This window comes from Paenibacillus sp. FSL W7-1332, assembly GCF_037969785.1.
Lineage (GTDB): Bacteria > Bacillota > Bacilli > Paenibacillales > Paenibacillaceae > Paenibacillus_AQ.
This window is the reverse complement of record NZ_CP150209.1, coordinates 4,562,322-4,575,024: the sequence shown is the minus strand read 5'-3', so window position 1 is coordinate 4,575,024 and position 12,703 is coordinate 4,562,322. Positions and strand designations below refer to the sequence as shown.

The window sequence follows — 12,703 nt, the reverse complement described above, 5'->3', positions numbered from 1 at the left end:
GAACCGGTTCCAATACTGCTTTTGCCTGGTATTGGAGCTGAGTTCATTATTTTTACTCCTGATTGGAACCGGTTCCACTACAGGTGAGTTAGGCTGATGTTCACGCATAGCATGATCAGATTGTTTTTTTAGTTAGCCCATTTATAAGGAGAAGAGATATGGACAGAGAACTGAAATACCGACGCCTGGATCAGGCTTCTCCCGAAGAGCTTTCCTCCTTAAAGGAGAAAGTGAAATTAAGCGAATGGAGGCAGAGGTTTCACATACAGCCCATCATGGGCTTGCTGAATGACCCTAACGGGTTTTCTTATTATAACGGGGAATATCACTTATTTTATCAATGGTTTCCGCTGGGTACGTATCACGGCTTGAAATACTGGTACCATACATCCTCGAAAGACCTCGTGCATTGGCAAAACCAAGGCATCGCCATTGAACCTGGCCACCCGCAGGATGCTTATGGCGCTTACTCGGGCAGCGGAATCGTGAAAGACGACAAACTGTATCTGATGTATACCGGAAATGCCCGGGATGAGGAATGGAACAGGCAATCTTATCAATGCATGGCCGTGATGAACCGCGGTGGATCGGTCACGAAGCTCGATAAGCCGCTGATCGACCATGTGCCGGACGGATATACCGAGCATTTTCGGGATCCGAAGGTATGGAAAGACGAAGACATGTACCGGTTCGTTATCGGCGCCCAAAGGGGCGATAAGACAGGAACGGCTGTCGTATATGAATCACCGGATTTGCTGGATTGGACCTGCAAAGGGGAAATCCAAACCCGTCTTGAACATTTCGGCTATATGTGGGAGTGCCCCGATTATTTTGAACTGGAAGGACGGGGCGTGCTGCTGTTTTCGCCGCAGGGGCTGAGTCCGCAAGACGACGAATACCGGAACATTTACCAATCCGGCTACATCTCGGGCAAGCCGCTGGATCGGGGCACGCTGGAGTTTGAACACGGCTCCTTTTACGAACTGGACAGAGGTTTTGATTTTTACGCACCGCAGACCATGCTGGACGAGCAAGACCGGCGCATCATGGTAGGCTGGATGGGTATGCCGGAGGTCGTCTATCCAACCGACTCGCATGGCTGGGCGCATTGTTTGACTCTTCCGCGTTCGCTCTCGTTCCGTGAGGGCAAGCTGATTCAGCAGCCGGTCCCCGAGTTGGAAGTGCTCCGCGATAAGGCCATGGAAGCAGCGGATACACTTTACAGCGAAGTGAAGAGTTATGCAGGAGTTGAGGGGACCGTATTCGAGATGATATGCGAGTTCCATGCGATCGAAGCGGACGCCGTTGGCATTGAATTTCGAGCAAGCGAAACGGAGCGGACGGTCATCTGGTATGACGCTCTCAGGCAAAAGGTTACACTGGATCGCTCATCATCGGGTGCAACGATTGTAAGTGATTACGGTACGACACGAACCTGCATGCTGCATGCCAAAGCAAACTCGATCAAATTTCATCTTTTTGTGGATATTTCTTCGGCAGAGGTGTTCGTTAATGATGGCGAAGAGGTATTTACGAGTCGGATATTTCCAAAACGGGACAGCCGTCATATACGATTTTTCGCAACAAACGGCAGCGCCGGCTTGAAGGTCAAGAAGTGGGATCTTGCCCAAGCCGTAAAAGATATAGAAGGGGATGAATGAACATGGCAGCGGATAATCGGAAAATTGCAAGGCAGGTAGTGGAAGCCATCGGCGGCAGGGAGAACATCGCTTCCTTTGCTCACTGTGCTACGAGACTGCGAATTATGGTTCACGATCAGAAGAAGATTGACCAGAAGAAGGTCGAAAATATTGATAAGGTCAAAGGCGCTTTTTTCAACTCCGGCCAATATCAGGTCATTTTCGGAACAGGAACCGTCAATCAGATTTTTGAAGCGGTCGAATCCCTGGGAATGGAGAGCACAAGCAAGGAAGAACTGAAATCTCAGGCTAAAAAGTCGGGGAATCCGTTTCAGCGGGCGATTCGTACGTTCGGTGATGTGTTTGTGCCGATTATCCCGGTACTGGTCGCCACTGGCTTGTTCATGGGATTACGGGGACTTCTGACCCAGGACACCGTGCTTGCCTGGTTTGGTGCGACACCGGATGATATCTCGCCTAATTTTCTGCTCTTCACCCAGGTATTGACGGATACGGCTTTCGCTTTCTTGCCGGCCTTGGTGGCCTGGTCCGCATTTAGAGTGTTCGGGGGCAGCCCGGTGCTCGGTATCGTCCTTGGTCTGATGCTGGTGAACCCGGCTCTTCCCAACGCGTACAGCGTGGCGAACGGCTCGGCTGAGGCACTCATGATTTTTGATTTCATTCCGGTCGTAGGGTATCAGGGCTCGGTTCTGCCGGCATTCTTCATTGGACTGCTGGGCGCGAAATTCGAGAGATTTTTGCGAAAACGCATTCCTGAAGCGATTGATTTGATCGTTACGCCGTTTCTAACCTTGCTTGTAATGATTACGCTCGGGCTGTTCGCCATCGGCCCCGTGTTCCACTCCCTGGAAGAGGTGGTTCTGAACGCGACGACTTTCTTGCTGGAGCTGCCGTTTGGCATTGCAGGTCTTGTGATCGGCTTCTTCAATCAGATTATTGTGGTCACAGGCGTGCATCATATTTTCAATTTCCTTGAAATTCAGCTTCTTGAGAAGACGGGAAGCAATCCGTTTAATGCGATCGTGACTAGCGCCATGGCAGCGCAAGGGGCAGCTTGTCTGGCTGTCGGACTCAAGACGAGAAACAAAAAACTAAAGGCTTTATCGCTGCCGTCCGCATTCTCGGCCATGCTGGGAATTTCGGAGCCGGCGATCTTCGGGGTCAACCTCCGGTACGTCAGACCGTTCGTGATCGCCTTGATCGGCGGTGGCGTGGGCGGTTTCATGGCTTCCCTCTTCCAACTGGAGGCAACGGGCATGGCGATTACGGTGATCCCAGGTACGCTGTTATACTTGAACAGCCAGCTTCCTCTTTACATTTTGTGCAATCTGACCGCGATGGCTCTAACTTTTGTGCTGACTTGGCTGTTCGGATTCAATGATAAAATGCTCGATGAGGTTCGATCGGAAGCGAAATAAGCCTTCAGAAGAAGTCCGTCTGCACAAGGCGGACTCTTTTGTTGTCGTTAGATAAAAAAATGACGGCAAATTGCGCTTATGTTCATGTAGATGGTTATCTTGATTTCATCGATATAAATTTCCGTAGAAACCGTGCTCCAGCGCGGTTGTTTATGTATGATCGGGAAGTATCCGAAGCGACCTTGCTGAAATTATGGCTTGCTCTGAAATGCTTTTCATCATTTACAATATGGTTACTGGCTAGAATATACGGAAGAGGGGCGAGTTTCATTGAATAAGAAAATCATATTTTTTGATATTGACGGGACGCTGCTGAATCATGACAAGAAAGTTCCGGCTACAACGAAGGAGTCCATTCGGGAGTTAAAGGATGCCGGGCACATCGTCGCTATAGCGACAGGGCGCGCTCCCTATCATTTTGAAGAGCTGCGGGAGGAGCTCGGTATCAATTCCTATGTTTGTATGAACGGTCAGTATGTGGTTCATGAAGGCAAACCGATCTATGGTTATCCATTGGCGCAAGATGCCTTGCAGAAGCTGACGGAGCAGGCCGTTGAGTTTGATCATCCGATCATATATGCCGGCAGTGAAGCCATGAAGATGAACGTAACCGAGCATGTTCATATCGATTCCAGCTGGGGGGAACTGAAACTCACGATCCCTGAATATGATCCGGAATATTACTTGGGCAGAGATATTTATCAGGCCATTGTATTCTGCACGGAGGATGAGGAAGCGGCTTACGTGAACAATTTCGCAGGCCGGTTCGATTTCGTTCGATGGGGTCCTTATGGAATCGATGTGTTGCCGTCCGGGGGATCCAAAGCCGAAGGGATCAAACAATTGATTCAGCTGCTGCACATCGATCTGGAAGATACTATTGCTTTTGGCGATTATCTGAATGATCTGGAGATGCTGTCGTACGTGGGCCACGGTGTGGCGATGGGCAATGCGCCGGAAATCGTCAAGAAGGCGGCCAGGCATATAACCAGGGATGTTGATCAAGACGGTATACAGTACGGCCTCCGTCTGTTGGGTCTACTGGGTAAGGAACCGCAGGAAATCGTGTAGTTATTTTACGATAAAAAGTCATGAGCGTGTCAGTCTCCGTTCCTGAGGGACGATAAGGACTGACATGTTTTCGGTTTGAAGTGCATTTCGAGAAGCGCAGTTTTAACGATGGAACAAAGGAACAACATCGCTGTGAGATGAGAGCATTTAAGAAGGTTATCTTATGACCTGGGACAATCCCGGCCGTAGGATAACCTTTTTTAGATGGAAGTGCAGGTCTTCACGCGGCTTGCTTCCTGGGTTGGCAGACTTACAGCAAGTATAATCAAAAAATAATTGTGAATAATTATTAATTGTCTATATACATTAGTGTGTGTAATACAGTATAATCATTACAGGAGTTGATGATATGTCAGAGGATCAAGATATTTTGAACAGTTTGGTGCAGGAGCTTCGACGAGGAACCATCATACTTGGTGTCCTCAGCCAATTGTCGGAACCTCAGTATGGATACTCATTGGTGACCATATTGCAGGAGAAGGGGGTCAGCGTGGAAGCGGGTACCCTGTATCCCTTGCTGCGGCGGTTGGAAAAACAAGGCTTGCTGGATAGCGAGTGGGATACAAATGAAGCTCGTCCGAGGAAATATTACATCATAAGTCAGACAGGGAAAGAAATATATCGCCAGCTTTACCATGAATGGAAGTCTATGATGACAAGTCTTGAAGGGCTTGTTGATGACAAGGGGGACGTATAGTAATGGATCTGATTAGCAGGTATATTTATGCAGTGACGCAGAAGCTGCCCGAATCACAAAGAGCCGATATTGAAAAGGAACTGCACGGACTCATCGAAGATATGCTGGAAGACAGGGGAGCAGGCGTCGGGATTGCAAGCACTGAAGATGTGGAACAGGTGCTGCTCGAGCTCGGGCCACCCGGGGACATGGCAGCTAGATATAGAGGAAGAGAACGGTATCTCATTGGACCCGGTTTAATTGACAGTTATTGGTCTGTCCTGCGGATTGTATTGTACTCGGTCGTCGTCGCTCTTGGCATCGCGTATATGGTTGATTTCTTTACAAGCTCGGACCCTAACGCCGAGAAGCTTCTGGAGTACTTTGTCTCCTTGCTGAGTGTCGCTATTCACGGGTTCGCATGGGTTACCGTTATTTTTGCCTATATCGAATATCGCGGTGCTCGGCAAGTATCTAAGGATGCTTGGAAACCATCGGATTTGCCTGTAATTCCTGAACCAGCTGTTCGGATTAAACCGATCGAGCCGGTGCTGGGCATTCTATTTTCCGTGCTGTTCTTCGTCCTGTTCACGTTTTCCCTTAATCTGATCGGTGTTCATCGATTTGATGAAAACTCGATCGCCATTCCGGTGTTTGAACAGGCTGCCTTTGCCAAGTATTTGCCGCTGATATGGCTTCTTACCGCCTTCAGCATATTCAATGAAGCAAGGAAATTAATCACAAGAAAGTGGACGCCGCAGATTGCCGTCATGCATGTCATATTTAACGTTGCTTCCGTTATCGTTGCGGTGATTCTGTTCTCCGATATGGCGATTTGGAATCCGACTTTCATGGAGCAACTAGCACAGACGGGTTTCGTAACACCGGGAAGTGAATCGTACGACATTGTAAAATCAATTTGGGATCGATCCAGAGATGGTCTTATTTACGTCATCGTGATCATTACCCTTATTGATACCGTGTCCGTTCTGATGAAGAGGTTTCGGCGGAAGGAAGGAAATACAGCGTTAACCAAATAAAGACATAAGTGTTGAAGTAGAGGGTGTCCCAAAAGATCTTGGATCTGGCGGGAGGCTCTTTTTTTTGATATTAGGAGACAATCCGTATACGAATCGTTCCAGGAACGACACGCGTTTGTTGGATAAGCATAGGATAAGGAACGAAGCAAATAATTTTTTTGACAAAAATGTGAATGATATGTGTCAAAATTATGTACAATGGTGTTATAATAAGGTAAGAGTTAAATGAAAACCCTTACAGAATGAACGGAGCTGATTATGATGAAATACGCAATCCACTACTCTACGAGAATGAAAGACGTTATTTTATTTTCCTTTGTCATTAGCATTATCCTGTTTCAGGTAGCTACCTTGACCCAATATTCCTATCCTGTCCTATTCTATATGCAGATGGCGGTGAATGTCGTTGTTGTTGCGGCACTAGCAATTGAAGGGTATGCCCGATTGGTGAAACGGGAAGTGAATATACAGGAGAATTCGGATACGATTACCATCAATGGCGTGGAGATTCATGCTGATCAGATTCGTGAGATCAAAGTTTCCGGATGCCATAAAGCCGCATTCCAGATAAACCTTAAGAACAAGAACGTGAATCCGATGTATTGCTGCTTTAAATTTGAAGAGAAGAATTGTGAAGGGATTCGGAGTCTTACGCGTTGGGCCGAGCAGAACCAGATTTCCGTGCGTAAGGTAGGACCGCAAACCCGTTCCGGGTTGGTACTCACATCAAACCACTAGTTAGCCTAAATTATATTATGAATAGAAGCATCTGAACCTTGAAGAATGGGTTCAGGTGCTTTTTTGTTGTAGTTGTAGAGGAAAGGGGGGCCGGGCATTTGTACCTATAGGAACTGAAAATTTTAACCCATGTTAAGATCCTGTTTGAATGCTGGATAAAACAAAAAGCATGGGCCTGAATTCTCAGGTCCATACTGTTGTTTGATTCATTAATCAGCAGGCGTTCTCGTAAAGTTTGTAACTTAGCTGCTGCAGCCGCCGCCACAGCCACTCCCGCAAGAGGATCCGCTGCTGCAGGATGAACCGCTGCTGCAAGAGGATCCAGATCCGTCGCCTGAGGATCCATCACCCGAATCGGATCCGCCGGACCCGCATGCCGAGGCGTAGGTGCATGAGGAGCTGCTGTTATTTTTATGAAGCTCACGCTCATCAGGGATCATGTGGTCACCAAATTGTTCCGGTGTGTTCCAGGCAAAAAAGACGGCCGCTGCCAGGAGCATATCGCTATTTTGGAAATTGACCGACTTCTCTTGTCGCGCCGGCTTCTCTTGGGCGGTTCGAACCCGATCCTGCAGATCCTGGATGATCGCATCAATCGCCGTGCGGGCTGCAGGAATCTTCTCATAGGTCCAGGCATTAAAGCGCTTCTGGCCATGATTCACGGTGAAGTGGCGGGAAGTGACGGCCTCCAGTTCTTCGCGCGGCAGCGGGACGCGGAAGAAAGCCCCCCATAGCTTGGCGCTGTATTCATGCCAGCCGAATAATTGTACATATACCGTATCAAACCACGCACGTTCATCCGGAATAGGCACATGCTCGCTTCCGGTGTTTGGAGCGTGGTGAAGCATTTTGCCAAGAAAGCGTTCCGAGAATTGTTGGTACTCGTATGTATACATCAGCATTTCATGCCATACTTCATCCACATCTTTGCTGAACATCGGGACACGATCCAGCACGGCGCACATGATAAAGAACCGTTTAAGCTCATGCCATCTCCATTCATACTCCTGTTCGGACAGATTCGGATGCTCACTCATCACTCGTTGCTTCAGCATGTTCTGATAGGTGTAGGGCAGCGCAGCCTCGAGTCTGCCGACAAGCTCACTCGCCGGGCTTCCTGCCTTGACGATCGGCGGCAACTCGGGTATTTTCCCGCGTCGGAGCTTATTCCCTTTGGCGAGCTGCTGACTGCTGTGTTTGCGTAACGAGCGTTTCACGAAATAAGAAATAATCCATACATCCACCGCAACAAATAAAATAATCAGTATCCAGGTTGTTGAGTTCATTACATGTTCCTCCTGTCTTTATAGTGTTCGGAGGTCGGCTTATGATTTCTCTCCTGAGTAAATTATGGCAAATGTGATGCGTGTTGGCAATTGAAATTGGAGAAGATCATAACTTGAATTTAGGGGCTTCTTTATGATACATTCCGTGTGTGTCAAGCGAGTGTTTGATCATGGAGCCATGATCTCGAAGGATGGCAATTACGTTTACTTTAGGAGCATACATATGTTAACAGGTTGGAAACTATCCGTATTAGGTATTCTTGTTGTAGGCATTACCGGTATCGTTGCGTCTGTTACCGGTCTGATCGAGCCCGGCCGGGCGATAGCGCTTTTCGTTGTATTCGTACTATTTATAGGGGCGCTGGAGCTGCTGGAACGAATCAAGAGCCGCAGAAAGAAGAAGGGGGAAGTGCGATCTTCCAAATAAAAATGCACAGACAGCAAGGAGGGAGCTTGTGAATTGGGTAGCTGTACAGCCGTACTACAAAATCAACCGAGTGGTGGATGGTATCGAACAACGGACGGAAGAGCAGGGGCGGGAGATGTTCCTGTATGAGGATCGAATCGTAACGAAATACCGGGAGTTCCCGATCAAGCAGGTCTTTGATCTGTCGTATCGGCCTTTGGGAGACGGCGGTGGTTTCTTATATTTGCACACCCAGCAAGGCGTGTATTCGTACACGGTAAAGGATGATCCAGGTTCTTTCATATCGGCATTTAAAAATCTCTAATGGCATGATCCATAAATAAAACTGGTCTCAGGTCCAGTTCATCTCCTCGCCTACAGCACGTTTGCGAAAGCCACGTTGTCATATAAGCTGATACTATATTCTAGGGACGGATTAGGGGGACAGGAGTGGATACGCTATTAGATTTTATTGAACAGATCGGGCACTATGCATTATTCCTCGTATTGTGCCTTGGATTGGTCGGTCTTCCTGTGCCTAATGAAGTTGTGGCAATGACGGGCGGAGCGTTAGCGGCATCCGAGATTTTAACGCCGGTTCCGTCTTTTATCATGACCTTTCTTGGCGTGTGTTCGGGATCGACGGTAGGTTACATGCTTAGCCGCTTTACCGCGAGCAAGCTGTTAAACCGCGCCCAGGAAAAGTCGAAGATACGCCAGTTTCTCGATGTATCCGAACGGTTGACCCGTCAATATGGCAATTACGCCATATGCATCAGCGCTTTTTTGCCCATTCTGCGCAACGTCACTCCTTATGCGGTTGGCATGAAGGGGATGCCGTATCGCAGATTTGCGGTGTATTCGTATTCCGCGTCCTTTGTATGGACCATCGGTTATTTCTCTTTGGGCATGTTTGTCGGAGATCAGGTCGTCGATCATATTGGAGTCCTGATTGACCGGTACGGGTATTATGCGGCGGGAATTGTCGCGGTGCTGGCCATCATTCTGATCATTTCATGGGTAATTCGAAGAAATAAACGAAGCAAGGGGAATAAAGAAATTCAGTTTCACGGATAAATGCCGTATGCCTGTTTCATTAGGGCTTTTCCGGCAGGGGCTCGGGTGACGTTCGAATGATTTTTACGTATTCTCGGGGTAAGAACCATGGGGTTTCTTGAATTTGATAAACTCTGGTTGACGAGTTGTCTTGTTGATAGCCGGGATGCGTACGTATATTCGTTAAGATGGCGGCTGCCAAAATTGCAAGAAAGATGAAAGCGCAAACAGCCGCTTTTTTGATCATCATGGGAATCACTCCTTTACATACAGTGATTTCCCAAAGGTCCTCTTTTCATTCCAAGATACCTTTGACAAAGCTTTGATCTCAAGATATACTGATTTTCAGTGTGATTCGAAAAAATACCATATGGTTTTACCTGGAGGAGCCTGCCATCAACGGGCTCTTTTTGTGTTTTTTTGGAGTTATACCTAAATAATGGGGAAATACTACTAATGAAGGAAAAATCGGACTATAGGAGGAGTAGACTTTGTCTTTGCTGCACATCGCCGTCATGGCACCTTTTATTGTAGCGCTTGTGGTTATGTTGACCTACAAGCTCATTGGCCGTGTCCACACCGGATGGGTCATTTTGCCGGTACCGGTTGTCCTGTTCGCCTATTTTTTAGGACTTATCCCAACCATTCAGGGAGGTGAACAGCTTCAAGCGGTCCTGGAATGGATTCCAAGCGTGGGAATAAACTTTACCGTTTATTTGGATGGATTAAGTTTGATTTTTGCACTTTTAATATCCGGTATTGGTTCACTTGTTGTACTGTACTCCATCTTCTATATGGATAAGAACAAGGAAGCAGTCCACAAATTTTACATTTATCTGCTTCTGTTCATGGGAGCCATGCTTGGTGTCGTACTCTCCGATAACCTGATGGTGCTGTACGGTTTCTGGGAACTGACAAGCATCTCGTCATTCCTGCTGATTGCATTCTGGCATCATCGCGACCGCTCCAGATACGGAGCTTTAAAATCCATGCTGATCACCGTATTCGGCGGACTTGCCATGTTTGCAGGATTTATTCTCCTATATATCATGACAGGCTCCTTTAGCGTGCGGGAGATCGTAGCTAATGTGGGAAGCATTGCGGGAGACGCGCTGTTCATTCCGGCCATGATTCTGATTCTGCTGGGGGCATTCACCAAATCCGCTCAGTTCCCGTTCCATATTTGGCTGCCGGATGCGATGGAGGCACCGACTCCGGTTAGTGCTTATCTGCACTCCGCTACCATGGTTAAGGCCGGTATTTATCTTGTGGCACGTTTTAGCCCGGTGTTTGCCGGTCAAGCCTTCTGGTTCTGGATCATTGCGATTACGGGCTTGACCACGCTGATCTATGCTTCGATCCGAGCGATCAAGCAGACGGACCTGAAAGCGCTGCTGGCATTCTCCACGATCAGCCAACTGGGGCTGATTATGAGCTTGCTCGGTCTTGGCTCTGCCGCAGCTTATTATGGGGGCGGCGTGGATACGCTGCTCTATACGAAAGCAACGACAGCGGCCATCTTTCATCTGATGAATCATGCGATATTTAAGGGCGCTTTGTTTATGGTCGTCGGCATCGTGGATCATGAGACGGGCACCCGCGACCTGCGGAAACTCGGAGGTTTAATGTCGCTCATGCCGATCACATTCACCGTGGCCGTCATAGGCGCATTTTCCATGGCCGGTCTGCCTCCGTTTAATGGATTCCTGAGTAAAGAGATGTTCTTTACGGCGGTCCTTCAAGCGTCTCAGATGAACTTCTGGAATGCCGAGACCTGGGGTGTGCTGATACCGGTCGTTGCCTGGATCGCCAGCGTATTTACGTTCCTGTACAGCATGATCCTGGTTTTCAAAACCTTCACCGGCCGCTACCAGCCTGAAAAGCTGGAGAAGAAGCCGCACGAAGCACCGCTGGGGATGCTGATACCCCCGGTTATTCTGGCATCGCTGGCCATCGTGTTCGGACTGTTTCCGAACCTGCTGTCTCATGCACTGATTGAACCGGCGCTGGCCGCCATTCATCCGGGGCTGCTCGTGGCAGAGGATCGGTTCCACGTGCATATCGAGATGTGGCACGGCTGGACAATGGAAATTTACATGACCATCGGAATCATTGTTCTCGGTACCATTCTGTACAAGCTTCATGGCAGAGCGCGTATCTTGAACACAACGCTTATCAAGCGATTTACACTGAACAATCTGTATGACGGGGGATTGCGCGTTCTCGAAAAAGGCGCCAAATCGCTGACCTCAACCTACATGACAGGTTCGCTGCGTCACTATGTGATTTATATCTTTGTGTTTTTCATAGCCGTTCTTGGCGGAGGTCTCCTGCTGGTCGATCATATCGGATTCGATATGACGGACTACGCACCGATGTCCTTCTATGAGGCCGTTGCCATACTCGGCCTGGTCATTCCGGTCATTGTGCTTCCGTTCGTACGGACACGATTGATGGCGATCATATTAACCGGGGCTGCGGGTTATATGGTGACCTTGTTCTTCGTCCTGTTCCGGGCTCCGGATTTGGCGTTGACCCAGATGGTTGTCGAGACCGTTTCCGTCATGCTGTTCCTGCTCTGTTTCTATCATCTGCCGAAGCTGAAGCGGGAGAAGGTGTCAATGAGTCTGAAGTGGAAAAATCTGCTGATATCTATAGGCGTCGGTGCTGTCGTAACCTTGATCGCGCTGGCCGCAAGCAGCGGCAGAACCTTCGACTCCATTGCGGATTACTTCATTAAAGAGAGCTACAACTCGGCTGGCGGTAAAAATATCGTCAATGTCATACTGGTGGACTTCCGCGGATTTGATACCTTGCTGGAAATTATGGTTCTCGGCATTGCGTCCCTCGGAATCTATGCCTTGATAAAAGTTGATTTGGGTGAAGGGGTTATCGGTGAACGGGATCGTTATGAAGGTGCGTATTTGCCTAATAGCAATGATGTTATCCTGCGAACCATATCCAAGGTGGTCGTCTTTATCGTCGTAACGTTCTCGTGGTTCCTGTTCAACTCGGGTCACCATGAGCCGGGTGGAGGATTTATCGGGGGGCTGATGACTTCAGCCGCACTGGTTCTGTTATCAATGGCTTTTGGCATGGACATGACCCGCAAAATCGTGCCTTTCGAATTCCGAAAGGTTACGGCTGCAGGACTCGCCATCGCCCTGCTTACAGGGATCGGTTCCTTTGCCTTTGACGCACCGTTCTTAAGTCATTCCTTCGATTATTTCACCCTGCCATTGCTCGGAGAAACCGAGCTGGCTACAGCGGTTCTCTTCGACCTCGGCGTCTATTTAGCCGTCGTTGGCGTGACGATGACCATCATCAATTCGATTGGGAGGGATAACTGAC

Annotated in this window: 12 protein-coding genes; 10 read left to right on the top strand and 2 right to left on the bottom strand. The window is 48.5% G+C overall.

What is annotated here, in order from left to right; all coding sequences use genetic code 11:
• Window positions 1-158 precede the first annotated feature (158 nt).
• The 6 genes from MKX98_RS20430 (at window position 159) to MKX98_RS20405 (ending at window position 6,604) form a co-directional block, all read left to right on the top strand.
• Complete coding sequence (locus MKX98_RS20430; protein WP_339218089.1) at window positions 159-1,661, top strand: sucrose-6-phosphate hydrolase; 1,503 nt, start codon at window positions 159-161, stop codon at window positions 1,659-1,661.
• On the top strand, window positions 1,658-3,079 hold the full coding sequence (locus MKX98_RS20425) for a sucrose-specific PTS transporter subunit IIBC (protein WP_194543358.1): 1,422 nt from the start codon (window positions 1,658-1,660) through the stop codon (window positions 3,077-3,079). Before MKX98_RS20430 ends, MKX98_RS20425 begins: the two co-directional genes overlap by 4 nt.
• 270 nt (window positions 3,080-3,349) lie before the next feature.
• Window positions 3,350-4,150 carry a Cof-type HAD-IIB family hydrolase gene (locus MKX98_RS20420; RefSeq protein WP_339218088.1) on the top strand — a complete coding sequence of 267 codons (801 nt, stop codon included), beginning with the start codon at window positions 3,350-3,352 and terminating at the stop codon, window positions 4,148-4,150.
• A 349-nt stretch (window positions 4,151-4,499) separates the two neighbouring features.
• Complete coding sequence (locus MKX98_RS20415) at window positions 4,500-4,847, top strand: PadR family transcriptional regulator (RefSeq protein WP_194543356.1); 348 nt, start codon at window positions 4,500-4,502, stop codon at window positions 4,845-4,847.
• A gap of 2 nt (window positions 4,848-4,849) precedes the next feature.
• Window positions 4,850-5,866 carry a hypothetical protein gene (locus MKX98_RS20410; protein ID WP_194543355.1) on the top strand — a complete coding sequence of 339 codons (1,017 nt, stop codon included), beginning with the start codon at window positions 4,850-4,852 and terminating at the stop codon, window positions 5,864-5,866.
• Between the two features lie 258 nt (window positions 5,867-6,124).
• On the top strand, window positions 6,125-6,604 hold the full coding sequence (locus MKX98_RS20405; RefSeq protein WP_233354996.1) for a hypothetical protein: 480 nt from the start codon (window positions 6,125-6,127) through the stop codon (window positions 6,602-6,604).
• Between the two features lie 242 nt (window positions 6,605-6,846).
• On the opposite strand, the gene MKX98_RS20400 is transcribed toward MKX98_RS20405, so the two are convergent.
• Window positions 6,847-7,890 carry a hypothetical protein gene (locus MKX98_RS20400; protein WP_339218087.1) on the bottom strand — a complete coding sequence of 348 codons (1,044 nt, stop codon included), beginning with the start codon at window positions 7,888-7,890 and terminating at the stop codon, window positions 6,847-6,849.
• Between the two features lie 223 nt (window positions 7,891-8,113).
• On the opposite strand from MKX98_RS20400, the gene MKX98_RS20395 reads away from it, so the two are divergent.
• The 3 genes from MKX98_RS20395 (at window position 8,114) to MKX98_RS20385 (ending at window position 9,373) form a co-directional block, all read left to right on the top strand.
• On the top strand, window positions 8,114-8,317 hold the full coding sequence (locus MKX98_RS20395) for a hypothetical protein (protein WP_194543353.1): 204 nt from the start codon (window positions 8,114-8,116) through the stop codon (window positions 8,315-8,317).
• A 28-nt stretch (window positions 8,318-8,345) separates the two neighbouring features.
• On the top strand, window positions 8,346-8,621 hold the full coding sequence (locus tag MKX98_RS20390) for a hypothetical protein (RefSeq protein WP_194543352.1): 276 nt from the start codon (window positions 8,346-8,348) through the stop codon (window positions 8,619-8,621).
• Between the two features lie 125 nt (window positions 8,622-8,746).
• Window positions 8,747-9,373 (top strand): DedA family protein, encoded by a 627-nt coding sequence (locus MKX98_RS20385; protein ID WP_194543351.1) that lies wholly within the window; start codon window positions 8,747-8,749, stop codon window positions 9,371-9,373.
• Between the two features lie 19 nt (window positions 9,374-9,392).
• Here the strand turns inward: MKX98_RS20385 and MKX98_RS20380 are convergent, their stop codons facing one another.
• Window positions 9,393-9,602, bottom strand: coding sequence for a hypothetical protein (locus MKX98_RS20380; protein WP_339218086.1), 210 nt, complete (start codon window positions 9,600-9,602; stop codon window positions 9,393-9,395).
• 241 nt (window positions 9,603-9,843) lie between these two features.
• On the opposite strand from MKX98_RS20380, the gene MKX98_RS20375 reads away from it, so the two are divergent.
• A complete protein-coding gene (locus MKX98_RS20375) occupies window positions 9,844-12,702 on the top strand; it encodes a Na+/H+ antiporter subunit A (RefSeq protein ID WP_339218085.1) in 2,859 nt (952 codons plus the stop codon).
• Window position 12,703: the final 1 nt, after the last annotated feature.